Genomic DNA, 25,571 nt, shown 5'->3' with positions numbered 1-25,571 from the left:
CGGTCATTTACGGCCGGGTGTCCAGTTCATCCCCCACCCGTAGGCGTAGTCGATGGTGCGCTGCGGACTCACCCCGCGCTCGGGTACGAGATAGCGGGCTTCGCGCTGCACGGTGAGGTCTCCGCCGTTGTTGGTGATGAGTGCGAGCGCGCAGACTGTGGAGGGGACGGTGCATTCGTCGAGCGAGAAGTCGATCGCGGCACCGTGCTGTGGCTGCAGGGTGACGGTCGCGTGCAGATCGGCGAAACTCCGGGCGCCTTCATAGATGGTGACGAAGATCAGGACGCGGCGGAGCCGGTCCTTGTGATCGAGGTTGATGGTCAGGTTCTCGCCGGTGGAGACGGCGCCGGTGCGGTCGTCTCCGTCGAGATGGATATAAGGGGGCTGCCCGAGAGCGCCGAAGGCGTTTCCGAGCGCCTGGACAACTCCCTTCCTGCCGTCGGTCAGTTCGTAGAGGGCGCAGAGATCAAGATCGAGGTCCGCGTGGTTGGCGATGGCTCTGCCGAGTTTGCTGCCCCAGCCCGTGAACTGTTTGCGCACTTGCCAGTTGAGATTGACGCGCATGGCTCCCGAAGTTCCGCCCTGCTTGGCGAGGGAGACCGAGGGCGCTTCCTTGGTGAGCGTCACCTTGGTCAGCCGGACGGGCTGAGCGACCGGCGGGGCGGGAGGGGGTGTCGGAGGTGCGGGTGGTGCCATCGGGGCGGCAGGCGGGGACTGGGGGTACTGCCCGGGGGACACCTGTGGCGGTGGCGGCAGGTCAACTCGCGTCGCCAGTTGAGGCGACTGAGGCTGCTGCGCTTGCTGAGGTTGCTGGGGATGTTGTGGTTCGTCGACGGAAATACCGAAGTCCGTCGCGAGACCTTCGAGACCGCTGCTGTACCCCTGGCCCACGGCCCGGAATTTCCAGGCCCCCTGCCGCCGGTACAGCTCACCGAGAATGAACGCGGTCTCCACCGTCGCGTCGGCACTGTCGAAGCGCGCGATCTCGGTGCCGTCCGACGCGTCCATGATCCGTACGTGGAGTCCCGTCACCTGTCCGAAGGTGCCACCGTCCGCGGAGGCGGCCAGGACGACGCGATCGATGGCGGGCTCCACCCGCTCCAGGTCCACCGCGAGGCTGTCCGTGACGCCGTCGGCCACGCTCCGTCTGCCCTCGTGACGTACCGCGCCCGAGGCGTGCACCGGCTGGTTGTAAAACACGAAGTCCGCGTCGCTGCGTACCTTTCCCGACACGAGCAGGAGCGCCGATCCATCGACGTCCGGTGCGCCCGGCGTGGTACGCCACCCCAATTCGACCCGCACGGCCTGAGCCGCCACCGGAACATTGGTTCCTTTTAGCATGGTCATGCTCGCCCCCATCGCGAGTACGGCTGCCGAAGTCTTTCCCGGGTCAACCTAATCCGCCCTCCCTTGCGGAGCCCACAGCGATGACCGACCCCGTCCGGCGATCCGCCGGTAACCCCCCGTGAACTCGCCCTTTACACGATTCCAACGCGCTCGGGCGCCCTTTTTTCCCAAGTTCGCTCGCATTGGGGATCCTGGTTCACTCACATCTCGTAAACCAACCCTCTTATCGGGCTCCCCAACCAGCACATCGTGGGCTTAACTTATGTTCCATGACCTCCCCCCGCTCCACCTACGGCGGCGGCTACTACGCCGCACCGTCGTTCCCCGACACTCCGATCTACGACTCCCTGGTCGCGGAGCGGGGTACCCCTCAGATCGCCCCGATCCGAGTGCCTGCCGCCTATGACAGCGGCCACAGCTACCTGCCGGCCCTCCCGGCGGCGCTCCCGGCTCTTCCCGCGGCGCCGTCCCAGCCCAACCCGTCGTACGGCTACCCGCAGCCGATGGCCGCCCAGCAGCAGGGTTACGCGCCGATGCAGCCGGCTCATCTGCAGCACGCCCCGGCGCCGTACATCCCGCAGCAGCCGACCGGAATGCGTGGCGGCTATCAGGCGCCTCAGCCCCAGCAGCAGCGCCCCGCGCCGAGTACCGGGTACGAGTCGATGCGCCCGGCCTCGCCACGGCCCGCACCCACGCCCTCTCCGTACGAGGACCCGTACAACCGCCCGTACCAGGGCCGGGGGTACTGAGCCGGAGGTACGGAGCAAGGGCGTACCGAGCCGCAGGGACCCGCCGCACACGGGCCTGTCCGGCGGACCGGCAGGATGCGCGCAAGCGTCCTTCCGCACTGCGTGCTGTGCCCATGCATCCAGTCAAGTGCGCCGTCGAGCCATGGGGACTCGACGGCGACCGCCGCCGGATGCCGTCCGCCGCCGCGGACCGGGCCGTCGCACCACGTCAGCGGCCGCGCACGGCACCGGCCGGCCGTCTCGTCACCACCTGCTCACCACGGACCGGTCGAGGGGGAACTCACCGGGGTCGCCCGTGCGTTGAACGGGGTGAAGTAGCTCTCTCTTCGCTGCTCCAGCGCGCGAACTTTGCCGTATCAGGTTATGACGGATGCGGAAGGGGGTGCAGAACTGTGCGAGCGGTATCGGGAGTGTGGCGTTGGAGACACAATCCCCTGCGCCGGGCCACCGATCGGCGCGAGGCATGGGTAGCTCTGGTCGCACTGCTGTTGATGGTGCTGGCGGCGCCGGCGCTCGGCTGGCTGTGCGGGGCGCTCACCGACGACGTCCTGCAGCAGTCGGTGCGGTTCCAGCAGACGCAGCGCCATGCCACGACGGCGGTCGTGGTGCGCCGGGCGCCGGGGGCGCGGCACCTGGTCACCGATCCCGAGGTGTACTCGGAGCGTGCGACACAGACGCCGGTGCTGGCGCGCTGGAAGGCCCCGGACGGCACACCCCTCAGGGGCACGGTGATGACCTCCTCCCGGGTCACGGAACCCGGCGCCCGGGTGCGGATCTGGACAGATCCGCAGGGCCACCCGGCGCCGCGCCCCATGGACGCGGCGACGGCCCACACGCATGCGGTGCTGGCCGGGTTCGGGGTGACGCTGATCGGCATCGGTCTGGTCGAGGCCGGGCGGCGTCTGGTCGTATGGCGCATGGTGCAACGGCGGTACGCAGAACTCGACCGAGCATGGGCGGAGGCCGGTCCGGACTGGGGCAGGACGGGCACCGGCAGCTGACGAGCTGCTGATCGCGTCAACTCCCGCCCTCCGCGCGCGCTACGGTGGACCGGCCCGCCCGCCTCTTCGGCGGGCGGACCCGGAATGACCGCTGCCGCGAGACCGGTGGTCAGGGCATCGCACACGCACGAGGTGGGGGCACAGCAGCGCCATGGCACAGGGCACGGTCCAGGTGACGCACACCGGCACATCGCGGTGGCGGCGCCGCACTGGCGAATACGCCTCCCTCACCGCGGCCCTGGAGGCCGCGGCGGACGGTGATGTCCTCACCGTCGCGCCGGGCACCTACCGGGAGAATCTGGTCCTGCACCGCGCGGTGACGCTGCGCGGCCCTGAGGGCTCCGTCGGCTCCGTACGGATCGCGCCGGTCGACGGCGTACCGCTGACGCTCCGCGCCTCCGCCGTCGTCCAGGATCTGCATGTGGAGGGCCAGGACTCGGCGGCCCCCGCGCTCCTCATCGAGGACGGCGCTCCGGAACTGGCGGATCTGCGGATCGTGACACGGTCCGCCGCCGGGATCGAGGTGCGCGGTGCGGCCCGTCCCACCGTGCGCCGCTGCACGGTCGACAACCCTGCCGGGGTCGGCATCGCCGTGCTCGACGGTGCGGGCGGGGTGTTCGAGGAGTGCGAGATCGTCGCGGCCGGGCAGGCCGGGGTCTCGGTGCGCGACGGTGCGCATCCGCGGCTGGAGCGCTGCCGCATCCACCACGCCTCGGGCGCGGGGCTGAGTGTCACCGGTGAGGGCAGCGCTCTGGAGGGGGTCGGCTGCGAGGTGTACGAGATCAAGGGCAGCGGAATACAGGTGACGGCACGCGCCACCGCCCATCTCACCGACTGCACGGTGCACCGCACTTCGTCGGACGGGGTCACGCTCGACACGGATGCGGTGCTGACGCTCGCCGACTGCGACATCCATGACATCCCGGAGAACGCGGTGGACCTGCGTTCCCGCTCGGTCCTCACGCTGACCCGGTCCACGGTGCGCCGCTTCGGCCGCAACGGCCTCTCCGTGTGGGACCCGGGCACCCGGGTCGACGCCAACCAGTGCGAGATCCACGACAGTACGGGTGACTACCCGGCGGTCTGGGTGAGCGACGGGGCGACCGTGATACTGGACTCCTGCCGGGTCCACGACGTGCCGGACGCGATCTTCGTCCTCGACCGGGGGTCGCGCGCCGATGTCGTCGACAGCGATCTCACCCAGGTCCGCAACACGGCCGTTTCGGTGAGCGACGGGGCGACCGCGCAGCTCGACGACTGCCGGATCCGGGAGGCGTCGACCGGCGCCTGGTTCCGTGACCACGGCAGCGGCGGCACGCTGAACAACTGCACCATCGACGCGGCGCAGACCGGCGTCATCGTCACCAAGGGCGCCGACCCGACCATCGAACGCTGCACGGTCACCTCGCCCGCCGAGGCCGGTTTCTATGTCTCGGCCGAGGGCCGCGGGACGTTCCACAGCTGCCGGGTCACCGGAAGCGACGGATACGGCTTCCATGTGATGGACGGCTGCCGTACGACGCTGACCCGATGCCGCACGGAGCGGTGTGCCCGCGGGGGCTACGAGTTCGCCGAAGGCGGCTCGCACGGCGACGGTCAGGGGACGGGCCCGGTCGTGGAGGACTGCACCAGCGACGAGAGCGGGCTGCGCGCTCCCCCTCCCCCGCCGCCCACGGTGCTGACGGCGACCGAGGCGGCCCCCGGGGTGCTCGGTGCGGTACCCACGCAGCGTGCGGTCGCGCCCGCCGTCATCGACGTGCCCGCCGAGCCGGTGCGTACGTCGGGCGCCGTTCTCGGCGAACTGGACGCGCTGGTGGGCCTGGACAGCGTCAAGCGCGAGGTGCGGGCCCTCACGGACATGATCGAGGTGGGCCGCCGCCGTCTGGAGGCCGGGCTCAAGGCCGCTTCGGTGCGGCGCCATCTCGTCTTCACCGGCTCCCCCGGCACCGGCAAGACCACCGTGGCCCGGCTGTACGGCGAGATCCTCGCTTCGTTGGGCGTGCTGGAGCGCGGGCATCTCGTCGAGGTGTCCCGGGTCGATCTGGTCGGCGAGCACATCGGCTCGACCGCCATCCGCACCCAGGAGGCCTTCGACCGGGCGCGCGGTGGCGTGCTGTTCGTCGACGAGGCGTACGCCCTGTCGCCCGAGGACTCTGGCCGGGACTTCGGCCGCGAGGCGATCGACACGCTCGTGAAGCTGATGGAGGACCACCGGGACGCGGTGGTCGTCATCGTCGCCGGCTACACCCACGAGATGGAGCGGTTCCTCACCGTCAACCCCGGCGTGGCGTCCCGTTTCTCACGGACCATCACCTTCAGCGACTACGAGCCCGCCGAACTGCTGCGGATCGTCGAGCAGCAGGCCGAGGACCACGAGTACAGCCTGGCCGAGGGCACCGGGGATGCACTGCTGAAGTACTTCACCGAGCTGCCCAAGGGCCCCGCGTTCGGCAACGGCCGCACGGCCCGCCAGACCTTCGAGTCGATGGTCGAGCGGCATGCGGGCCGGGTCGCCCAGCTCGCCGAGCCGAGCACGGACGACCTCACCCTGCTCTACCCGGAGGACCTGCCGGAACTCCCCTGAGTCTCGCCGGAGCCCCCGTCGGCCTGGCGGGGCAGGAGCGGACCGAGCCGGGCGAGCAGCGCGGCCCGCTCCTCGGCGAAGACCGGGTCGGCCTGGTAGTCCGAGTGACCCAGCACCGGTTCGGGCAGCGGATGTTCCTGGGTACGCCCGTAGACCAGCGGGTCCCGCAGGGGCCCCCGGTCCACCTCGGGCTCGGACCCGTCGTCGAGCCGGACCCGGCCGCCGATCGGGTCGGTGGCCCGCCACAGATTGCGCCAGCAGTGCAGGGAGCGGTGCAGTCCGTGCAGCGGTCCGGGACCGAAGTAGGCCGGGAACCAGCGCCCGTACAGCCGCTCGATCGGCGAACCGTAGGTGAGCAGGGCGACCCGCTTCCGGGTCTCTGCGGGAAGCTGCCAGACCGCGGACGCCGCGAGGACGCTGCCCTGGGAGTGGCCGGAGATGACGAGCCTGCCGCGGGTGCGGCCGGTCCAGCCGGACATCCGGGACGCCAGGTCGGGGACGGCACGCTCGGCGTAGCACGGCGGCGCGAAGGGGTGAGCGGCGCGCGGCCAGAACGTACCGACGTCCCAGAGGATGCCGATGGTGCGCCGGGCGGAAGCATCGCGGTAGGCGCGCCGCCCCCAGCTGACGAAGAGGATGAAGCCGAAACCGACCATCCACGATCCGGTCGACTGGGCCGCTTCCGCCACCGACTCGATGAACGGGCCGGCACCGTCCAGTGCCAGTCCCGGCACCTCTCCGCTCGCCCACGCGCCGGCGACGGCCCCCGCGCCGAGCAGCAGAGTGGCGCCGGAGACCAGGCCGAGCAGCCAGGGTGCGGAGTCGGTCAGGGCGGCCGTGGCCCGGATCCTGGCGATCTGCCGGGTACGGGCGGCGTCCGGCCGCTTCTGCCCGTACTCCTGGTCGACCTCCGGCTCCAGGGCGCGGGCGGCGAGCCAGGTGCGTACGCCCAGCACGGCGGCGGGGACCAGCAACAGCACCAGGAGCACGGGGATGACGGAGGCCTGCCAGCTGAGCAGCACCGGCGGCCCGTCGATGACGGACGCCCGCCCCATGCCGGGGGTGCCGGAGCCGTCGAGCCAGTCGGCGACGCGCTGGGCGACCCCGCCGGACATGACGCCGCCGAGGGCGCAGGCGAGCATCGCGACCGCGGGGCCACCGAGTCCGTACATGACCGTACGCGGCTCGGGCGTCCGGCGGTACAGGCCGAGCGCCACCACCGTGAGGGCGACCACGAGAGCGCCCTGGCCGACGGTGAGGACACGGAACGTGACGTCTCCGGGGAGCGAGCCCGCGGAGACCCAGCCGGGGCGGGACCAGGCGGCGTACCCGACGGCGAGGACGAGCAGGGCGAGGGCGGCGCCCGGCAGACAGCTGATGACGGCGCGGTCGAGCCGGTTGTCGATCCGCCGCTCACTGCGGCCGCGACGGCAGACCACCCAGAGCACAACGAGGGTGCCCAGCACGAGCATTGCCTCGAGCAGCCGGCCGAGGAGGTCGGGCACGGGGCCGCTGACGGCGCGGTCGTGCCGGGCGGCGGCGCCCGCGACGGAGGCTGCCACGGTCAGGAACCCGGCGGCGGTGTGCGCGGCCCGCAGCCGGGCGACGAGCCGCCGGCCGTACCAGAAGCCGGGGCGGCCGAGGGCGGGGCGGACGACGGGGGTGGAGGTGGCGTCGATCCCGCCGACGGAAGGGCCGCCGGAACGACCGCTGGGAGGGTCGGCAGGAACATCGTCCAGAACGTCTTCGTCAGGAGCGTTGTCGTCCGGCTCGGCGCCGGTGAGCGGGCGCTGCGACTCGTACGCGCTCCAGGTCCGGTTGGACAGGTACCAGAGCAGTCCCACCAGCGCGGTGGGCACCAGGGCCGCGAGCGCGAGCCGGCGGCCCGGCTGCGACCACCAGCCGCCCTGCGCCGTCGAAAGGAAGCCGAGCCAGGACCGCCGGTTCGAGCAGTCGGGTACGCCCGCGCACTGCCAGGCCACCAGATCGAGCGCGACCTCGCAGGCTGCCGCGGTGAACAGCACGGTGAGGCTGAGGGCGACGAGCCGGACGAGCACGCCGTACAGCCGCACCGCGCGGGTGCGGCCCTTGGCGGTGGGCCGCATCCAGTGGGCCAGGTTGACCACCATGAACGGGAGCAGCAGGAGCCAGAGCGCGCGGGAACCGTTGCCGGAGGTGAGGTTGGACCAGCAGTAGGCCTCTTCGATGGGCCGGTCCCGGTACCGCTCGGGGTGCTGTTCGGCGTCGATGTCCCCAGTGCGACGGTAGATGGCCGCCGTCGCGTCACCGGTGACCCGGGCGATACGCGGATCGTCGAGCATGCCTTGGGGAGTGGCTCCGCCGACGCCATGGACAAGCAGTTCCAGCGCGGCCCCCGTGCTCTGCGGGGCCTGAGTGACAGGGGGCACGTGTGTGACTCGCTCTCTCGCTCTCGCGACGTTCCGGGCGTGTGCTGATGCGCAGTCACCAGAATCGCGGAACAACGGCCGCGGTGGCACCCGTCTCACCGAATCTCCCCAGTGCGGCGCCGGACGGAGCTGCGTGGCAGGATGACCCCGTCCGACAGACGGCCAGCCTGCTACAGGCGAGAGGGAAGGACCGGATCCGGCGTTGAGCGAGAATCAGAACCTCCTCGCGGAGCAGCGGCGCGCCCTCATTCTCGACGAGGTGCGCAGGCGCGGCGGGGTCAGGGTCAATGAGCTGACCCGCAAGCTCAGCGTCTCCGACATGACCGTCCGCCGGGATCTGGACGCACTGGCCCGGCAGGGTGTCATCGAGAAGGTGCACGGCGGCGCGGTGCCGGTCGTCGAAGCGAGCACGCACGAGCCCGGCTTCGAGGTGAAGTCGACGCTGGAGCTCACCGCCAAGGAGGACATCGCACGGGTGGCCGCGACCATGGCCGTGCCCGGCAGCGCGATCGCGCTCTCCGGTGGTACGACCACGTATGCGCTTGCCCAGCATCTGCTGGACGTACCGGAGTTGACGGTGGTGACGAACTCGGTGCGGGTCGCCGATGTGTTCCACACCGCGCAGCGTTCGGCGGCGACGGGCGGACCGCGGGCCGGGGCCGCCACGGTGGTGCTCACCGGTGGGGTACGGACTCCGTCGGACTCCCTGGTCGGTCCGGTCGCCGATCAGGCGATCGGTTCGCTCCACTTCGATGTGCTGTTCCTCGGGGTGCACGGGATCTCGGTCGAGGCCGGGCTGTCGACGCCGAATCTGGCGGAGGCCGAGACCAACCGGCGCTTCGTGCACTCGGCGCGGCGGGTGGTGGTCGTCGCCGACCACACCAAGTGGGGCACGGTGGGCCTGAGTTCGTTCGCGACGCTGGAGCAGGTGGACACCCTCGTCACCGATTCCGGTCTGTCGGCGCAGGCCCGCGAGGAGATCGAGGAGCACCTGCCGGGCCTGGTGGTGGCGGGCGGGACCGCCGAGGACGAGCCCTCCGACAGCTAGGAAATGGGCGGCGCAGAGCCGAGACACGCGTTCCGCTCTGCGCGCGCCGTGCCCGTCACGTCCTAGGATCGTGCTGTGGCCGTCTTCCGGATCGAGCGATTCACTCCCCTTCCCGCCGCCGAGTCGTGGCGCCGGGTGACCGACTGGGAACGGCACGCCGCGCAGGTCCCGCTCACCCGGATCAGCGTCCCGACGGGACTTCCCACCGGAATCGGGACCGTCTTCGTGGCCCGCACGGGCGTGGGCCCGCTGGGGTTCGACGATCCGATGGAAGTGGTGCGCTGGACACCGCCCGCGGCCGGCCGGGCCGGGCTCTGCCGGCTGGAGAAGCGCGGTTCCGTGGTGCTGGGCCGGGCCTCGATCGACGTGTATCCGGCCGAGTGCGGATCGCATGTGGTGTGGGTGGAGGAGCTTCGCATCCGGCTGCTGCCGCAGTGGGGAGACGCCCTGATCTCCGGCGCGGGCCGCCGGATCTTCCGCCGGGTACTGGACGGTCTCCTGGACGGCCCGGTGCGGCCGTAGCTGCAGCACGTACCGGTGCGGACATCTGACGGCGTGACAGATATGGTGTGGCTCCTCGCGGACGGGGTGCGTCCGCTGCCGATCGCACGGGAGGTGCGTTCCATGGCACGTCGACTCCGCTCCGTGGACCTCGATTTCGTCCCGGTCGCTCCGCTGCGGCTGGTGTTCGCCGCCGAGGTGTCCGCACCCCCCGAGGAGGTGTACCGGGCGCTCGCCGAGGATGTCGAGGGCTGGCCCTCCTGGTTCACCGCGGTGACGGCTGCCCGCCCCACCGCGGCCGGTGCGGGCCGCGAGATCCGGCTCAAGGGCGGCACCATGTTCCAGGAGACGGTTCTCGCGAAGGAGCCGGGCGAGCGGTACGCCTACCGGGTCGACGAGACCAACGCACCCGCCCTGAAAGCCCTGTTGGAGGAGTGGCGGCTCTTCCCGGCCGCGACCGGGACGGGCACGAGGGTGCAGTGGACCTTCGCCGCCGACGGGCCGACGCCGTTCCGGTTCACCCTGCGGCTGGGCCGCGTCGGGCTGGCCCGGGCGTTCCGGGACGCGGTGCGCAATCTCGACGAGCGGCTCGCCGCCACCTCCGCCTGAAGGCCCGGATCGAGGGTGGGGGACGGGCTTCAGCGAGGCCAGATGCCGGTGGCCAGGAAGCGATCGATCGTCGCGGCGTAGGGGGCGATGTCTAGACCCTGTCCGGCGAGCCAGCTGTCGGAGTAGTACTTGTCGAGGTAGCGGTCGCCCGGGTCGCAGAGCAGCGTGACGACGCTGCCGGTGCGGCCCTGTTCCAGCATTTCGGCAACGAGCTTGAACGCGCTCCACAGCCCGGTGCCGGTGGAACCGCCCGCCTTGCGGCCGATGGCCTGTTCCAGGGCGCGTACGGTGGCGACACTGGCCGCGTCCGGCACCTTCATCATCCGGTCGATGGCGCCGGGCACGAAACTGGGTTCCATCCGGGGCCGGCCGATTCCTTCGATGCGTGAACCGCAGTCGCTGGTGGCGAGGGCGTTGTGGTGGGTCCAGCCGTCGAAGAAGCAGGAGTTCTCCGGGTCGGGCACACAGATCCGGGTGTCGTACTGCATGTAGTGCACATAGCGGGCGATGGTCGCCGAGGTGCCGCCGGTACCGGCAGTGGCGACGATCCAGGTGGGTTCCGGGTAGCGCTCCAGTCTCAGTTGCTGGTAGATCGACTCGGCGATGTTGTTGTTGCCACGCCAGTCGGTGGCCCGCTCGGCGTAGGTGAACTGGTCCATGTAGTGACCGCCGGTTTCGGCGGCGAGCCTGGCCGACTCCTCGTACAGCTTCTGGGCGTCGTCGACGAAGTGGCACTGACCGCCGTGGAATTCGATCAGCCGGCACTTCTCGGGGCTGGTGGTGCGCGGCATCACCGCGATGAACTGCACCCCGATCAGCTTCGCGAAGTACGCCTCCGAGACGGCCGTCGAGCCGCTGGACGCCTCGATCACCGGCTTGCCCGGCCGGATCCAGCCGTTGCAGAGCCCGTACAGGAAGAGCGAGCGGGCCAGCCGGTGCTTCAGGCTGCCCGTGGGGTGCGTCGACTCGTCCTTGAGATAGAGGTCGATCCCCCAGGCTTCGAGGAGCGGGAAGCGCAGCAGATGCGTGTCGGCGGAGCGGTTGGCGTCGGCCTGGACCTTGCGCACGGCCTCATTCAGCCAGGCCCGGTACTCGTGGTCGGTGCGGTCGACGTCGACGGTCGCCACGACCTGGCCGTCAAGGCTGTGCCCATTGGTGTCCATCAGCACGCTCCTGCTCGTCGTCACCGGACTGCCGGACCCCCCGGCCCCCCGGACTCTGCACATCAACGATATGCCCCCTACCTGCACAAACATTGACTTTGGGGGTCCATAGCCCTGCCTTGGCGTCGACGGCCCGGACCGCTGCCGCCCACCCTGGCGCAATTGCGACATCCGGCCCCGACACGGCCTGGCGCACCGACCGAGCCACATGCAGACTTGCCGTCGGAAGCATGACGAAGGGGGGTGAAGCAGTCATGACGGAAACGGAGTTCAGCGCGACGGGGGTACGGATCGAACGATGGGCCCGCTCGCTCACGAGAGCCGGACAGGTGATCGTGAAGGACGGCCGGGTGGCGCTGCTGACCAGCTACGGCCGGGAGATCGACAGCGCCCCGGTGGGGGTGGTCAGCGCGGGCAGGCCATGGTTCGCCGGTGCGGACTCGGCGGTGGCGCGATTCAACGGGACGCGCTACCGGCTGACGATGGGACAGCGCGATCACGGGCGGGACCGAGCGGGCCCGTCGCGCCGGTTCCTCGAGGCACTGCGCAGTGCGGGCGCCCGACTGGACTGACATCACGGGCCGGCCTCGGAGAGGCGATACCGCAGGGTCGACACGGCGGCACTGACGGAACGGAGTCGTCCGGTCACCGCAAGTTGCGGAGCCGTTACCCCTGAGCGACATTGGACACACGTCACTCATGGTTCACCGGCGGTGACACTGCGATCCAGTCCGCCGGCCCGGGAACGGCAGCCGGCTCTCCGCCGACTCCGTTCCGCCGTCTTCTTCCGGACCTATTTCGGGGAGTCGCAGCCGTGATCAGCGAGCCAAGCAGGCACTGCACGGTGGAGCTCCAGGCCCTGCCGTCGCGGATCGGTCAGGTCCGCAGAATCATCTCGGCGCAATTGCACTACTGGCATCTGGACCCTCTGATCGACCAGGCAGCGCTGGGCGTCACCGAACTGCTGACCAATGTCCACCGGCATGCACAGCCGGACAAAACGTGCACCGTAGAGATCGAGTTCCTGCTCGAACGACTGACTGTCTCCGTCCACGACCACGACCCGCGGCTGCCGACCGTGCGCGAAGCCGACGCGTCCAGCACATCGGGGCGCGGGCTGGCCCTGATCGCCGCGGTCAGTGAGAGCTGGGGGGTCCGGCCGCGGGGCCGGGCCGGGAAGGTCGTCTGGTTCACCCTTCCGGCCCCCTCCCTGTTCGCCGCGGTGCGGCCGCACTCGGTGTACGGGGCGACGACCGACGGTCCGTTCGGCGATGTCGACACCCCGTCCCTGGAGAAGGTGGCCCACACCGACGCGCGGTCCGCCGCGGTCGGCTGAGGGCTGTCCCATATCAGTGACGCACGAAGAGCGGGGCGCCCGGAGGCGCCCTGCTCGTCGTGCGTCCCGCGGTGGTCGTCTAATCGGCAGCGATGGCGCGGAGCATGTCCAGGCGTGCCGCACGCCGCGCCGGTCGCCACCCGGCCAGCGCCCCGGCGATGATCCCCACCAGGGCGATCACCAGGAGCCGCGCCGGCGGCAGCGCGAAGGCGAACGGGGTGTCACCAGCGCCTTCGGACGCCTTGACCAGCACCCAGCCGAGGAATCCGCCGAGCAGCAGGCCGCCCGCCGTACCGAAGGCGGCGACCAGGACGGACTCCCAGCGGACCATGGCCCGCAGCTGGCTCCGGGTCTGGCCGACGGCCCGCAACAGGCCCAGTTCCCTGGTGCGTTCATGAATGGCCAGGGTGAGGGTGTTGGCGATGCCGAGCAGCGCGATCAGTACCGCGAGCGCCAGCAGCGCGTAGACCAGTGTGAGCATCATGTCGATGGAGCCGGCCGAGGACCGCGCGTACTCGCCACGGGTCTGTACGTCCGGACTGCCGTACGCCGCCGCGGTCTTCTCGACGGCTGCCTTGCCGTCGGCGGTGGACACCCCGTCCTCGAACGCGACGGCGACCAACGTGTCGGAGTCCTGTGCACGGTGCGGAGCCCACGCCTGTCGGGTGATCACATAGTCGCCCGCCAGTTCCGACCGGTCGTAGAGCGCGCGGACCGTGAAGGTCTGCTGCTTGCCGTCGGTGAAGGTGAGCCGGGCGGTGGAACCGGTGTGCAGATCGCGTTGGGCAGCCTCGGTGCCGGATACGGCGATGCCGTTCGCGCCGAGCGCACTCATCGATCCCCGGACCGTGCCGAGGTCGAAGACCTTGGCGAGCGCGGCCGGGTCGGTGACGGTCAGGGCGCGACCCGCCCCGTTCACCTCCGCCACGCCCTTGCCGAGGCCGACCGCGGTCGCCACATCGGGCAGCCGGTCGACGGCGGGGGCGAGCCCGGGGCTGAGACCGCTGCCACCAGCACCGAACGCGGGCGCGCTGATGGCGACATCACCGGCGAAGGAACGGTCCACCGTCTGGTTCATGGTTGCCTTCAGGGACGCGCCGAAGACCGTGAAGAGCGAGACGACGGCAACACCGATCATCAGCGCGGTGGCGGTGGCGGCGGTCCGCTTCGGGCTGCGCAGGGCGTTGCGCCTGGCGAGTCCGCCGGTGACCCCGCGCAGCCGGTCGAGCGGGGCGCCCAGGACCCGTACGGCGTACGAGGAGGCGACCGGGCCCAGCACGACGAACGCGGCCAGTGTCAGGACCGCCCCCGCGGCCGACAGCCAGACGAACGGATCGGCCAGGATGCCCGTCAAGATCGCGCCGACGGACGTGAGCAGCAACGCGACGCCGGTGACGGCGCGGGGCCGGGAGGCCGCCGAATCGTCGACGGCGGCCTCGCGCAGGGCCGCGAGCGGTGCGGTGCGTCCCGCGCGAACCGCAGGCAGGAGGGCGGAGCCGAGGCAGACGATGACGCCGACGGCGAGCGGCAGCAGCAGCGAGACACTGCTGATCACGAGCGCGCCCTCGGGGAACGGGAAGCCGACGGCGGGAAACAGCGCCTGCAGTCCGGCGGCGATGCCGATGCCGGCGGCCAGTCCCGCGGCGGACGCGATCACGCCGACGACGGCGGCCTCGACGAGGGTCGACCCGAGGATCTGCCGGCGGGAAGCGCCGAGGGCGCGCAGCAGGGCGTTCTCCCTGGTGCGCTGGGCGACGACGATCGCGAACGTGTTGTGGATGGAAAAGGTGGCGACCAGCAGGACGATCCCGGAGAACACCAGCAGCAGCGTGGTGAACAGGCCCAGAAACGCGCCGGAGATCATGTTCTGGTTCTCCGTGGCGGAGGCCTGGCCGGTGATGGCCTCGGTGTCCTCGGGCAGCGCCGGAGTCAGCGCGTCCACGAGCTCCTGCTGACTGGTGCCGGGCCCGGCACGCACCAGGATGCCGGCGGCCTCGCCGGGTTTCGGGGTGAGGTACTTCTCGGCGTCGGCCTGCGTCATCCCGGTGTAGGTGACCTGGCCCATGCCGTCCTCGCCGCCGAAGGTGGCCAGGCCGACGACCGTGACACGCACGGGGTCGGGGGTGCGCAGTACGGTCGTGTCGCCGATCTTCAGCCCGCCCCTGTCGGCGGTGCCGCGGTTGATGACGACCTCACCGGACGCGGACGGGGCGCGCCCTTCGGCGAGTTCGTACGGGTTGAGCTCCGGGTCCTGGATCCAGTTGCCCGCGACGGTGGGCGGGCCCTGACCCCCGATGGGCTTGCCGTCCGCGCCGATCAGTTGGCCGGCGCCCTGAATGTCGGGGGCCGCGGCGGCGACACCGGGCGTCTGTTCGATCTTCTGCACCAGGGTGGTGCTCACCGGCTGCCGGGTGCCCTCCCCCTCGCCGGACACCGTCACCACATTGGCGCTGCGGACGACCGCGTCCGTACCGCTCGCGGCGTCGGCGAACATCGTGTCGAAGCTCGCCCGCAGGGTGTCGCCCATGACGAGCGTGCCCGCGAGAAATGCGACACCGAGCAGTACGGCGGTGAAGGTGCCGGCGAACCGGCGCTTGTGGGCACGGAGCGAGGAGACGCTGAGGCGCACGGATGCGCGGGTGCCCGTCATGGCGTCCCCGCCGTCGTGCCGGGCGTGAGGTCGAAGGCCTTGAGGCGGTCGAGTACGCGCTCCGCGGTGGGATCCGGCATCCGGTCGACGAGGCGTCCGTCGGCGAGGAAGACGACCTCGTCGGCGTGGGCGGCGGCGACCGGGTCGTGGGTGACCATGACGACCGTACGGCTGGTCTGCCGGACGGTGCGGCCGAGGAGCCGCAGCACCTCCTGGCCGGAGCGGGAGTCCAGATTGCCGGTCGGTTCGTCGGCGAACACGACATCGGGGCGTGCCGCGAAGGCGCGGGCCACGGCGACCCGTTGCTGCTGACCCCCGGAGAGTTCGCTGGGCCGGTGGTGCAGCCGGTCCCGCAGGCCCACGGTGTCGATGAGGGCGTCGATCCACTCCTGGTCACCGCGCTCGCCGGCGAGGTCCATGGGGAGGGTGATGTTCTCGGCGACCGTGAGGGTCGGGATCAGGTTGAAGGCCTGAAAGACGAAGCCGATGCGCTGCCGGCGCAGCAGAGTGAGCCTGCGGTCGTCGAGCGCGCTGAGGTCGGTGTCGCCGATGAGGGCGGAGCCGGAGGTGAGTGTGTCGAGTCCGGCGGCGCAGTGCATCAGGGTGGACTTGCCGGAGCCGGAGGGCCCCATGATCGCGGTGAAGCGGCCGGCCGGGAAGTCGACGCTCACCCCGTCCAGGGCCCTGACCTCGGTGTCGCCCGTGCCGTAGATCTTCACGGCGTCGACGACGCGGGCGGCGGTAAGGGTGGCGGTCGAGCCGACCGTGGTGGTCATGCGACATCTCCCCGACCGGTACGGCCGAACTGCTCGTCCAGCACGGAGAGCCGTCGCCAGTACTCGTCCTCGTCGATCTCGCCCGCCGCGAAACGGCGGCCGAGCAGGGCGATGGGCGACTGTTCGCCGGGCACACCTGGAGCGCCGTGCACGGTGCGCAGCCCCCAGGGGCCAGGTCGGCCACCGCGCCGGCCGGTACGGCGCAGCACGGTGACAACGGTGACGACGACGGCCGCCCAGATCAGCGGGAAGAGGAGGATCCACGGTCCGGGTCCACCGGAGTACGCCAGGGTGTTCATCTCGGTCAGCTCCCTCGGTGCGGGGTTCTGTTGTGCTGTTGTTCTGTCGCTGACGAGCCTGGCTCCGGGAGGGGGTCCGAGTCGTCGTACGGGCAGCGGCCGTGTGCGTACCCCCGTGGGAGTACGCGGCCTTCGGGCAGCTGCTCCCGCTGACCGGCCCAGATCCCTGGAGCTCTGTACCTACTGGTATGTACAGGGGGCTCATGAGCACTCCGGACCGTCTGATCGAAGCCACCCGGGAGCTCCTGTGGGAGCGCGGTCATGTGGGCACGGGCCCGAAGGCCATCCAGCAGCACGCGGGCGCCGGCCAGGGCAGCATGTACCACCGCTTCGCGGGCAAACTCGATCTGGCGCTCGCCGCCATCGTCCGCACCGCGGCGGAGCTGCGGGCCACCGCCGAACTGGTGCTGGGCGGCCCGGGATCGGCGTACGAACGGATTTCGGCGTATCTCCTGCGCGAGCGCGACGTGCTTCGCGGCTGCCCGGTCGGCCGGCTGACGATGGACCCGGATGTCGTCGCCAGCGACAAACTGCGCGCACCCGTCCACGAGACGATCGGCCGGCTGCGCGGACGGCTCGGCGAGATCGTCCAGCAGGGCCTGGACCGGGGCAAGTTCGGCGCCGGCGCTCCGCGGCCGCCGGTTCAGGTCAGTGCGGCCAGCGGGTCGTCGAGAACCGGCTGCCAGGCCAGTTCGGCCGCGCCGACCAGGCTGTTGTGATCGAGGGTGCACGGCAGGATCGGCACGCTGCCGCTGCGCCCCCACAGGCTGCGATCGGCGACGACGGCGCGCAGCCGCTCCGGGTCGGCGTCGAGCAGTGCGCGGTGCAGTCCGCCGAGAATGATCCGGTCCGGGTTGAGGATGTTGACGAGTCCGGCCAGTCCGAGGCCGAGCCGGTCGATCAGTTCCTCGGACGCGGCCCGTACCGCCGCGTCCTCGTACTCCGTGCGCAGCAGGTCGCTCGCCTGCTTGAGCAGTGACTCCTCGGGGCCCGGTTCGCGGCGGGCGGCGACGAGGAAGGCCAGCGGGTCGGTCTCGACGTCGAGGCAGCCGCGCCCGCCGCAGTGGCACGGACGCCCCTCGGGGTTCACGGTGAGATGGCCGACCTCGAGGGCCAGCCCCGAACTGCCGGTGTGCAGACGGCCGTCGAGGACGAGGGCGCCGCCGACGCCGCGGTGGCCCGTGGCCACGCAGAGCAGATGCTGGGCTCCCCGGCCGGCGCCGTGCCGGTGCTCGGCGAGCGCGGCGAGGTTGACATCGTTTCCGGTGAACGCGGGGCCGGGGATGCCCGCTTCGCGTACACACGTGGCGAAGATCTCACGGACCTGGGAGCCTGCCGGCCAGGCGATGTGCAGCGGGTTGAGCGCGGTGCCCTCCGGTTCGGCCACGGCGGAGGGGACGGCTAGGCCCGCACCGACGCAGCGCAGCCCGCTGTCGCGCAGCAACCGGGCGCATGCGTCTACGACTTCGCCCACGACCTGGGCCGGGTCCGATGTGACGGTGACGCAGCCGGGATCCGTGGCGACGAGTCGGCCGCCGAGCCCCACCAGCGCGGCGCGGAACCCGTCGGCATGCACCTGCGCGGCAATGGCGACCGGGCCGGTCTCGCGGATCGCCAGCCGGTGCGAGGGGCGGCCCTGGGAGCCTGCCGCGGAACCGGGGCTGGAGTCGACGCGGATGAGACCGAGCGCCTCCAGCTCGGCGGCGACCGCACCGGCGGTCGCGCGGGTGACGCCGAGCTCGGAGGTGAGCACGGCGCGGGTGGGCGCGCGTCCGGTGTGGACCAGCTCCAGGGCGGGCCCGAGCGCGCTCCGGCCCCTCTCCAACTTCGTCCGGGTGGTGGTCGCCTTGCCGTTCATGGGGGCGAGTCTCCCATGATCCGGAGAGACTGCCGACGCTCCGGTCGGGCGCTCCTGTCCGCGTGCTGCCACGGCGGACGCCCTTTCGGCCCGCGGCGACCACCCCTCCTGGTCACCGTGATCACCCCTTCCCGTCACTGTCATCGCTCCTCCCGGTCACCGTGATCGCACTATCCGACCGTGTCGGCCCTGGCGGTCCGCTGTCTTGCGTCCGTTGTCCACGGGCCCCTATGCTTCTTTTGTGCCGCAACTAAACAAACTGCGGACGGCCCTACCGGGGGGACCAGGCGGAGACACCGCCCCACCCTCGTCGGCCCGCCTCCGTACCGCGCTGACCGTGTTCTTCGCCCTCGACGGTTTCCTCTTCGCCGGCTGGGTGGTCCGTATCCCGGCCATCAAGCATCAGACCGGCGCCTCCGCATCCACCCTCGGCCTCGCCCTGCTCGGGGTCTCCGCCGGAGCCGTCATCACCATGATGCTCGCCGGGAGGTTGTGCAGGCGGTTCGGCAGCCACCCCCTGACGGTGGTCTGCGGAACACTCCTCTCGCTCGCCATCGCCCTGCCCGCGCAGACGCATTCGGCCCTCACGCTCGGTCTGGTCCTGCTGGTCTTCGGAGCCGCATACGGCGCGATGAACGTCGCGATGAACAGCGCCGCGGTCGATCTGGTCGCCGGCCTGCGGCGCCCGGTGATGCCGAGCTTCCATGCCGCGTTCAGCCTCGGCGGCATGCTCGGCGCCGGGCTCGGCGGACTGGTCGCCGGTGGCCTCTCCCCCGCCACCCATCTCTTCATCCTCACCGGGGTCGGGCTGCTCGTCACCGCCGCCGCCGGACCGACCCTGCTCCGGTACCCGGCTCCCCGGGCGGCGACCGCGGCGGACCCTGCCGAGCCGCCGCGCCGGATGTCGGGGCGAGCCCGCAACCTGGTGCTGCTGTTCGGCGTGATCGCGCTCTGCACCGCGTACGGGGAAGGGGCCCTGGCCGACTGGAGCGCGCTCCATCTGGCTCAGGACCTGCATGCCCGTCCGGGCGTCGCTGCCGCCGGATACTCGCTGTTCGCCCTGGCCATGACCGCGGGCAGGCTCACCGGTACCGCCCTGCTCGAACGGCTCGGCCAGACCCGCACTCTCGTCGCGGGCGGCGCGACGGGCGCGGCCGGAATGCTCCTCGGATCGCTGGCACCGACCACCTGGCTCGCCCTTCTCGGCTTCGCCGTCGCCGGACTCGGCCTGGCGAACATCTTCCCCGTCGCGGTCGGCCGGGCCGGCGAGCTGGCCGGCCCGAGCGGAGTGGCCGTCGCGTCGACGATCGGCTACGGCGGGATGCTGCTCGGGCCGCCCGCGATCGGGTTCCTGGCCGACTGGTTCTCGCTGCCGCTGGCCCTCACGACGGTGGCGGTGCTCGCCGGTGCTGCGGCGGCGCTGGGGTACGCGGCACGGCATGCGACGGCCCGCGCCTGATCGCCGTACGCGCGACAGACCTCCACCGCACGCACACCTGCCCGATTGAGTAGGCGTACTCAGGCAGGACCGGCTCTCCGGCCGCACGATGGAGGCATCGACCATCTACGGGGAGCAGGCCATGAACAAGCCGGTCATGAACAAGCAGCACCTCCACACGCTCGCACGGCTGACCTTCGGCAATGCCGCCTCGTTGATCTACCTCGGGGTGGTGCTGGCGACAGCGGTGTTCGTCGCCGTGGACACCCTGTTCGTCCCGCACGAGGACGCCTCGTTCGCGGGCGTCTGGCTGTTCCTGCTCGCGGCGCCGACGGTGTTCGTGTTCTTCGTCGGCAGTGAGCTGTGGGGAGCGGACGCGGCCGGACCGGCCTGGTTCATATATCTCGCCCTCGTCGTGTCCGTCCTCGCGCAGGCGCTCGCCCTCGGCTGGTTCGTGCGCTTGGTGCGCGGCGGGGGACGGTCTCGTACCGCCCATCCCCAGGGCGTCTGAGCCACTGGCACAATCTCTGCCATGGAGACCACCGACCACGTCAAGTCCCTCACGGACGCAGGACACTTGCTGGCCGCCGCGGCGGAGCAGGCCGGGCCCGGCGCGTCGGTGCCGACATGCCCGGGCTGGCAGGTGCGCAATCTGCTCCGGCACACCGGCACGGTGCACCGCTGGGCGACCGCGTTCGTCGCCGAGGGACACACCTCGTACCGTCCCGACGGCGGCGAACCCGATCTGGACGGCGGGGAGTTGCTCGACTGGTTCCGCGAGGGGCACGGCCTGCTGGTGAACGCGCTGGAGAGCGCCTCGGGCGACCTGGAGTGCTGGACCTTTCTGCCCGCGCCCTCCCCGCTGGCGTTCTGGGCACGGCGGCAGGCCCACGAGACGACGATTCACCGGGTGGACGCCGAGTCCGCGCGCGGCGGCCCGCTCTCGCCGGTGGCGGCCGGGCAGGCGCTGGACGGGATCGACGAACTGCTGCGCGGGTTCCACGCCCGCCCGAAGAGCAAGGTGCGCACCGATGCACCACGCACGCTGCGGGTGCGCGCCACGGACACGGGCGACGCATGGACCATACGGCTCTCGTCGGAACCGCCGCAGGCCGTACGCGAATCGGAGGACGACGCACACCGAGCGGGGTCCGGCGACTGCGAATTGAGCGGGACGGCCGAGGGGCTCTATCTGACGCTCTGGAACAGGCTGCCGCTCACCGCGGTCATGGTGACGGGCGACCGGGGACTGGCCCGTCTGTGGTGCGAGAACTCCGGGGTCACCTGATCCTGACAGACGTACGGGAACGAGGACCCCTGCCGCGGCCGGTACCGCATTCAGCCGGTCGCACCGCCCAGCATCCGAGCGAGCACCGACCGCTGCAGCGGCTTCACCTCGGCATGACGCGCCCGGCCCTTCGCCGTCAGCTCGACCCGGACTCCCCGCCGGTCCTCGCTGCACATCCCGCGACACACGAGGTCGTCCTTCTCCAGCCGTGCGACCAGGCGTGACAGCGCACTCTGGCTGAGATGGACCCGGGAGGCCAGCTCCTGTACGCGATAAGCGGCGCCGCCGTCCTCCGACGCGCCCTCCGCGAGGACGTCGAGCACCTCGAAGTCGCTGGCGCCGAGGCCGTGCTGATGCAGCTCACGATCGAGCTCGCACAACGTCCTCGCATGCAGCGCAAGCATGTCCCGCCACTCCTCGACGAGCACCCGCTCGGGCTTGTTCGCTGCCATGACCGCACGTTAGCAGAGATGGGGCCGTTTGTTGCATCGGAATTAAATGCACTTGCATTCAATGCATGTGCATGTACCTTCGTCGTCATGACCTCTCCGCTCAACGTCTCCGATTCCCATGCGCGTTGGAGCCCGCGCCTGTGGGGCACCCTGCTCGTGCTCTGCGCCGCGATGTTCCTGGACGCCCTGGACGTCTCCATGGTCGGCGTCGCTCTGCCGTCCATCGCCGACGACCTCGACCTGACCACCTCGACCCTTCAGTGGATCGTCAGCGGGTACATCCTCGGCTACGGCGGACTGCTGCTCCTCGGCGGCCGCGCGGCCGATCTGCTCGGCAGACGCCGGGTCTTCCTGATCGCGCTCGGCGTCTTCGCCCTCGCCTCGCTGCTCGGCGGATTCGTCGACTCCGGACCGCTGCTGATCGCCAGCCGCTTCATCAAGGGGCTGAGCGCCGCGTTCACCGCACCGGCCGGGCTCTCGATCATCACCACGACGTTCAAGGAAGGCCCTCAGCGCAACCGGGCGCTGTCCATCTACACCACGTGCGCGGCCACCGGCTTCTCCATGGGCCTGGTGCTGTCCGGTCTGCTCACCCAGCTGTCCTGGCGCTGGACCATGCTGCTGCCCGCCCCCATCGCGCTGATCGCCCTGGTAGCGGGGCTGAGGCTGATCCCGCACAGCGATCGCGAGGACACCCATCGCGGTTACGACCTGCCGGGCGCCGTCACCGGCACGGCCTCCATGCTGCTGCTGGTGTTCACCGTCGTCCAGGCCCCGGAGGCCGGCTGGGCCTCCGCCCGGACCCTGTTGTCGTTCCTCGCCGTCGCCGCACTGCTGACCGTCTTCGTCACCATCGAGCGACGCACCGCGAACCCGCTGGTCCGGCTCGGTGTGCTGCGCTCCGGCAGCCAGGTCAGGGCGCAGCTGGGCGCCGCTGCGTTCTTCGGCAGCTACGTCGGCTTCCAGTTCCTGGTCACCCAGTACATGCAGTCGCTGCTCGGCTGGTCGGCCCTGCAGACCGCGCTGGCCTTCCTGCCCGCGGGTGTGCTGGTCGCGCTGTCGTCGACGAAGATCGGCGATGTGGTCGACCGGTTCGGGACGCCGCGCGTGATCGCGGCCGGCTTCACCTTCCTCGTCGTCGGCTACGGGCTCTTCCTGCGGATCACCCTCACCCCGTCGTACGCGGCGGTCATCCTGCCCTCGATGCTGCTGCTGGGAGCGGCCTGCGCACTGACCTTCCCGTCGCTCAACATCCAGGCCACCAACGGGGTCGACGACGATGAGCAGGGCATGGTGTCGGGCCTGCTGAACACGTCGATCCAGGTGGGCGGGGCGATCTTCCTGGCCGTCGTGACGGCGGTGATCACGGCGCACGGCAGTGGCGACGGCTCCTCGCAGGCGGTCCTCGACAGCTACCGACCGGGCCTCGTGGTGGTGACGGCGATCGCGTTCGCCGGGCTGCTGATCACGCTGACCGGGCTGCGTCGCCGCAGGCCCGTGCAGCACTCCGTGCTGGTCGCGTTGTCCGAGGGCGACCGGGCCGCCGCCGAGGCATCGGCCGCCCAGCAGCCGGCCGCACAGAAGGTGGCGGTCCGGGACTGACCGAGCCGGCCCACTGCCCCCATGGCTGACCGGCAAGGGGAACGGGGCGGTGGACGGCGAGGCATCCTTGTCCGTCGCCCACCGCCGCTGTGACACTTCGGACATGGGACGCCGAAGTCAGGAAGACCGGGACGCCATGACCGTCGAGATCGGTTTCGCCCTGATGAGCGCGGCCTTTCTGGCCGCGGCCGCGTTCGTCGCGGTCGCCATGACCACCGTGTACCTCGATCTGCCCCGTAGGGCGGAACATGTGCTGGACCGGATCGGAGCCGTCGTCGCAGCCGTCGTCTTCGTCGCCCGCCTCGTCGATGTGCTGTGGGGCTTTCCCCGCCCCGGCAGCCGGCGTCCGGCCGCCGCGCACCGCTCGCAGGCTCCGTCTCAGCCGAGCCAACCGGGTCGTACGAGCCCCGACTCATAGGCGAGCACGACGAGTTGGGCCCGGTCGCGGGCTCCGAGCTTCACCATGGTGCGGCTGACATGGGTCTTGGCGGTGAGCGGGCTGACGACGAGTCGGCGGGCGATCTCCTCGTTGGAGAGGCCGATGCCGACCAGCGCCATCACTTCCCGTTCCCGTTCGGTGAGTTCGCTCAGTCCCGTCGCGGCCGCAGGCTCCTTGGAGCGGGCGGCGAACTCGGCGATCAACCGTCGGGTCACTCCGGGCGAGAGCAGGGCGTCGCCGCCCACCACGGCCCGCACCGCCCGCAGCAGCTCCTCGGGTTCGGTGTCCTTGACCAGGAAGCCGGAGGCGCCGGAGCGGATCGCCTCGAAGACATACTCGTCGAGCTCGAACGTGGTGAGCATGACCACCTTGACGTCGTTGAGCTCCGGATCCCCGGTGATCGCGCGGGTGGCGGCGAGGCCGTCGAGATGCGGCATCCGGATGTCCATGAGCACGGTGTCCGGCCGCAGTTCGCGCGCCAGACGTACGGCCTCCTCGCCGTCGGCGGCCTCCCCCGCCACCTCGATGTCCGGCTGGGCGTCCAGCAGGGCGCGGAAACCGGCTCGTACCAACAGCTGGTCATCGGCGAGCAGTACGCGGATCACGGTGTCTCCTCCGTCGTGTCCTGCACAGTGTCCCCCGTCGTGTTCCGCGTCGCGTCCCGTTCGGGTTCACCCGTCGCGGCCTGCACGGTGTCTTCCGGTGACGCCGGACGCAGCGGAAGCTCGGCCCGCACCCGGAAGCCGCCGTCGGGGCGGGGGCCCGCTTCGATCGTGCCGCCCAGCGCGGCGGCCCGCTCCCGCATGCCGGCCAGCCCGTTGCCGCTGCCCCCGGCCTCGCTGCCGGTGGCGGGTCCGTCGTCGTCGATACGGAGCCGGATGCGGCCGGCCCCGTAACCGATCCGGACCCGCGCGCTGCGCGAGCCCGAATGCCGCACCACATTCGTCAGCGCCTCCTGCACGATCCGGAAAGCCGCCAGATCCGTACCGGGCGGGACGGCGTTCCGTACGCCGTCCGTCTCCACCGTGACGGTCAGTCCGGCGCTCGCCGCCTGGTCGACCAGCTCGGGCAGCCGGTCGAGGCCAGGGGCCGGGGCGCGGGGCGCGTCGCCGGGGGTACGCAGCGTGTCGAGGACCTGACGGACCTCGCCGAGCGCCTCCTTGCTGGCTGCCTTGATCGTGGTGAGGGCCGTGCGGGCCTGCTCGGGATCGGAGTCGAGCAGCGCGAGTCCGACGCCCGCCTGGACATTGATGACGGAGATGCTGTGGGCGAGCACGTCATGGAGCTCCCGGGCCATGCGCAGCCGCTCCTCGTCGGCCCGCCGCTTCTCCGCAGCAGCCCGTTCGGCCCGCTGTGCGGCCCACTGCTCACGACGTACACGCACGAACTCCGCTGCCGCGACGATCGCCACCACCCAGGCGGCGATGCCCAGTTCCTGCCCCCACGGTGCGGCCGAGTCGCCGCTCGGCGGCAGCCAGCGGTAGAGCCAGTGGGCCACCAGCAGATGCCCCACCCACACCATCCCCACGGCCGACCAGGCGGCCCGCCGGTGCCCCGCGACAACGGCGCTGAAGCATCCGACGGCAACCGCCAGGAAGACCGGACCGTACGGATAGCCGGCCCCGAGATAGATCACGGCCGCTGCCGCGGAGACGAACACCGCCAGGACGGGGTGGCGGTGGCGCAGCAGCAGTACGGCGACGGCGATGATGAGCAGCGCCCGGGCGAAGAGGTCCAACGGGGCGCGTTCGCCGAGCTGGCCCCGGGCCGCGACGGACGAGCCGATCATGACGATCGCACCGACCAGGAGGGTGGACGGCCACGGCAGGCGGGCGGCGGACCGCGCGCTGCTGGCTGTCGGCCAGCGCGGCGGCCCGCCGTGCTCCCACGGTCCGCCGGGGCCCGCGTGCATCCAGGACCGCCGCTGCGGCGGTCCGCCCTGCACCCGAGGGGGACCGCCGCTTCCGTGTGAGCGCTGCTCTTCCATACCGGCAACGCTAGACGGCGGGCCACGGCAACGGCG

General features: G+C 71.2%; 24 protein-coding genes. 14 read left to right on the top strand and 10 right to left on the bottom strand.

The genetic code is table 11. The features are described 5' to 3' along the window. Positions 1 to 3: 3 nt before the first annotated feature. Positions 4 to 1,359 (bottom strand): TerD family protein, encoded by a 1,356-nt coding sequence (locus tag ACWCP8_RS33655; protein ID WP_451120024.1) that lies wholly within the window; start codon positions 1,357 to 1,359, stop codon positions 4 to 6. Positions 1,360 to 1,616: 257 nt separating this feature from the next. Between ACWCP8_RS33655 and ACWCP8_RS33650 the strand changes: the two genes are divergently transcribed. From ACWCP8_RS33650 to ACWCP8_RS33640, 3 genes are all read left to right on the top strand, one after another. Then, positions 1,617 to 2,096, top strand: a complete 480-nt coding sequence (locus ACWCP8_RS33650) for a DUF6643 family protein (RefSeq protein WP_352267177.1) — start codon at positions 1,617 to 1,619, stop codon at positions 2,094 to 2,096. Positions 2,097 to 2,506: 410 nt separating this feature from the next. Continuing rightward, positions 2,507 to 3,097: an Rv1733c family protein gene (locus tag ACWCP8_RS33645; protein ID WP_382842347.1), complete on the top strand. Its 591-nt coding sequence runs from the start codon at positions 2,507 to 2,509 to the stop codon at positions 3,095 to 3,097. 151 nt (positions 3,098 to 3,248) lie between these two features. Next, a complete protein-coding gene (locus tag ACWCP8_RS33640; protein ID WP_356002305.1) occupies positions 3,249 to 5,681 on the top strand; it encodes a right-handed parallel beta-helix repeat-containing protein in 2,433 nt (810 codons plus the stop codon). Here ACWCP8_RS33640 and ACWCP8_RS33635 read toward each other — a convergent pair. Next, positions 5,651 to 8,002, bottom strand: a complete 2,352-nt coding sequence (locus ACWCP8_RS33635; RefSeq protein ID WP_451120056.1) for a hypothetical protein — start codon at positions 8,000 to 8,002, stop codon at positions 5,651 to 5,653. The genes ACWCP8_RS33640 and ACWCP8_RS33635 overlap by 31 nt on opposite strands. 289 nt (positions 8,003 to 8,291) lie before the next feature. Between ACWCP8_RS33635 and ACWCP8_RS33630 the strand changes: the two genes are divergently transcribed. The 3 genes from ACWCP8_RS33630 to ACWCP8_RS33620 all read left to right on the top strand — a co-directional run bounded on the left by ACWCP8_RS33630 (position 8,292) and on the right by ACWCP8_RS33620 (position 10,247). After that, positions 8,292 to 9,137, top strand: a complete 846-nt coding sequence (locus ACWCP8_RS33630) for a DeoR/GlpR family DNA-binding transcription regulator (protein ID WP_326601995.1) — start codon at positions 8,292 to 8,294, stop codon at positions 9,135 to 9,137. Positions 9,138 to 9,212: 75 nt separating this feature from the next. Then, on the top strand, positions 9,213 to 9,659 hold the full coding sequence (locus ACWCP8_RS33625) for an SRPBCC family protein (protein ID WP_352267181.1): 447 nt from the start codon (positions 9,213 to 9,215) through the stop codon (positions 9,657 to 9,659). Between the two features lie 102 nt (positions 9,660 to 9,761). Beyond that, the gene (locus ACWCP8_RS33620) at positions 9,762 to 10,247 is read left to right on the top strand and encodes an SRPBCC family protein (protein ID WP_451120021.1); all 486 of its coding nucleotides are present in this window, start codon (positions 9,762 to 9,764) and stop codon (positions 10,245 to 10,247) included. A gap of 29 nt (positions 10,248 to 10,276) precedes the next feature. Here ACWCP8_RS33620 and ACWCP8_RS33615 read toward each other — a convergent pair whose 3' ends face one another. Continuing rightward, complete coding sequence (locus ACWCP8_RS33615) at positions 10,277 to 11,410, bottom strand: PLP-dependent cysteine synthase family protein (protein WP_451120019.1); 1,134 nt, start codon at positions 11,408 to 11,410, stop codon at positions 10,277 to 10,279. A gap of 254 nt (positions 11,411 to 11,664) precedes the next feature. On the opposite strand from ACWCP8_RS33615, the gene ACWCP8_RS33610 reads away from it, so the two are divergent. Next, complete coding sequence (locus ACWCP8_RS33610) at positions 11,665 to 11,982, top strand: hypothetical protein (protein WP_352267186.1); 318 nt, start codon at positions 11,665 to 11,667, stop codon at positions 11,980 to 11,982. A gap of 242 nt (positions 11,983 to 12,224) precedes the next feature. Then, a complete protein-coding gene (locus ACWCP8_RS33605) occupies positions 12,225 to 12,746 on the top strand; it encodes an ATP-binding protein (RefSeq protein WP_352267187.1) in 522 nt (173 codons plus the stop codon). Positions 12,747 to 12,825: 79 nt separating this feature from the next. Here the strand turns inward: ACWCP8_RS33605 and ACWCP8_RS33600 are convergent, their stop codons facing one another. The 3 genes from ACWCP8_RS33600 to ACWCP8_RS33590 are packed head-to-tail and all read right to left on the bottom strand — an operon-like array spanning position 12,826 to position 16,471. Beyond that, on the bottom strand, positions 12,826 to 15,396 hold the full coding sequence (locus ACWCP8_RS33600; RefSeq protein WP_451120016.1) for an ABC transporter permease: 2,571 nt from the start codon (positions 15,394 to 15,396) through the stop codon (positions 12,826 to 12,828). Continuing rightward, positions 15,393 to 16,172: an ABC transporter ATP-binding protein gene (locus ACWCP8_RS33595; protein WP_451120014.1), complete on the bottom strand. Its 780-nt coding sequence runs from the start codon at positions 16,170 to 16,172 to the stop codon at positions 15,393 to 15,395. Before ACWCP8_RS33595 ends, ACWCP8_RS33600 begins: the two co-directional genes overlap by 4 nt. Next, positions 16,169 to 16,471, bottom strand: a complete 303-nt coding sequence (locus ACWCP8_RS33590; protein ID WP_356002297.1) for an SHOCT domain-containing protein — start codon at positions 16,469 to 16,471, stop codon at positions 16,169 to 16,171. Before ACWCP8_RS33590 ends, ACWCP8_RS33595 begins: the two co-directional genes overlap by 4 nt. A 203-nt stretch (positions 16,472 to 16,674) precedes the next feature. On the opposite strand from ACWCP8_RS33590, the gene ACWCP8_RS33585 reads away from it, so the two are divergent. Further along, positions 16,675 to 17,190 carry a TetR/AcrR family transcriptional regulator gene (locus tag ACWCP8_RS33585; protein WP_451120012.1) on the top strand — a complete coding sequence of 172 codons (516 nt, stop codon included), beginning with the start codon at positions 16,675 to 16,677 and terminating at the stop codon, positions 17,188 to 17,190. On the opposite strand, the gene ACWCP8_RS33580 is transcribed toward ACWCP8_RS33585, so the two are convergent. Next, a complete protein-coding gene (locus tag ACWCP8_RS33580) occupies positions 17,115 to 18,329 on the bottom strand; it encodes an ROK family protein (protein WP_352267192.1) in 1,215 nt (404 codons plus the stop codon). The two genes, ACWCP8_RS33585 and ACWCP8_RS33580, sit on opposite strands and share 76 nt — an antisense overlap. A gap of 241 nt (positions 18,330 to 18,570) precedes the next feature. Here ACWCP8_RS33580 and ACWCP8_RS33575 point away from each other — a divergent pair, with 241 nt between their 5' ends. The 3 genes from ACWCP8_RS33575 to ACWCP8_RS33565 all read left to right on the top strand — a co-directional run bounded on the left by ACWCP8_RS33575 (position 18,571) and on the right by ACWCP8_RS33565 (position 21,055). Continuing rightward, entirely contained in the window at positions 18,571 to 19,788 is a 1,218-nt protein-coding gene (locus ACWCP8_RS33575) for an MFS transporter (protein ID WP_451120010.1), read from the top strand. A gap of 121 nt (positions 19,789 to 19,909) precedes the next feature. Then, complete coding sequence (locus ACWCP8_RS33570; RefSeq protein WP_352267194.1) at positions 19,910 to 20,278, top strand: SCO4225 family membrane protein; 369 nt, start codon at positions 19,910 to 19,912, stop codon at positions 20,276 to 20,278. 21 nt (positions 20,279 to 20,299) lie between these two features. Next, positions 20,300 to 21,055 carry a maleylpyruvate isomerase family mycothiol-dependent enzyme gene (locus tag ACWCP8_RS33565; RefSeq protein WP_352267195.1) on the top strand — a complete coding sequence of 252 codons (756 nt, stop codon included), beginning with the start codon at positions 20,300 to 20,302 and terminating at the stop codon, positions 21,053 to 21,055. 50 nt (positions 21,056 to 21,105) lie between these two features. Here the strand turns inward: ACWCP8_RS33565 and ACWCP8_RS33560 are convergent, their stop codons facing one another. Further along, positions 21,106 to 21,507, bottom strand: a complete 402-nt coding sequence (locus ACWCP8_RS33560) for a MarR family winged helix-turn-helix transcriptional regulator (RefSeq protein ID WP_352267196.1) — start codon at positions 21,505 to 21,507, stop codon at positions 21,106 to 21,108. An 87-nt stretch (positions 21,508 to 21,594) separates the two neighbouring features. Between ACWCP8_RS33560 and ACWCP8_RS33555 the strand changes: the two genes are divergently transcribed. Continuing rightward, a complete protein-coding gene (locus ACWCP8_RS33555) occupies positions 21,595 to 23,109 on the top strand; it encodes an MFS transporter (RefSeq protein ID WP_451120007.1) in 1,515 nt (504 codons plus the stop codon). A gap of 103 nt (positions 23,110 to 23,212) precedes the next feature. After that, positions 23,213 to 23,527 (top strand): DUF6332 family protein, encoded by a 315-nt coding sequence (locus ACWCP8_RS33550; RefSeq protein WP_451120005.1) that lies wholly within the window; start codon positions 23,213 to 23,215, stop codon positions 23,525 to 23,527. On the opposite strand, the gene ACWCP8_RS33545 is transcribed toward ACWCP8_RS33550, so the two are convergent. Together ACWCP8_RS33545 and ACWCP8_RS33540 are read right to left on the bottom strand one after the other, a co-directional pair. Next, positions 23,488 to 24,153, bottom strand: a complete 666-nt coding sequence (locus ACWCP8_RS33545) for a response regulator transcription factor (protein WP_356002287.1) — start codon at positions 24,151 to 24,153, stop codon at positions 23,488 to 23,490. The genes ACWCP8_RS33550 and ACWCP8_RS33545 overlap by 40 nt on opposite strands. Next, complete coding sequence (locus ACWCP8_RS33540) at positions 24,150 to 25,535, bottom strand: sensor histidine kinase (RefSeq protein ID WP_451120002.1); 1,386 nt, start codon at positions 25,533 to 25,535, stop codon at positions 24,150 to 24,152. Before ACWCP8_RS33540 ends, ACWCP8_RS33545 begins: the two co-directional genes overlap by 4 nt. Positions 25,536 to 25,571 lie beyond the last annotated feature (36 nt).

This window comes from Streptomyces sp. NPDC002206, from assembly GCF_053593595.1.
This window is presented reverse-complemented; position numbering and strand designations above follow the sequence as displayed.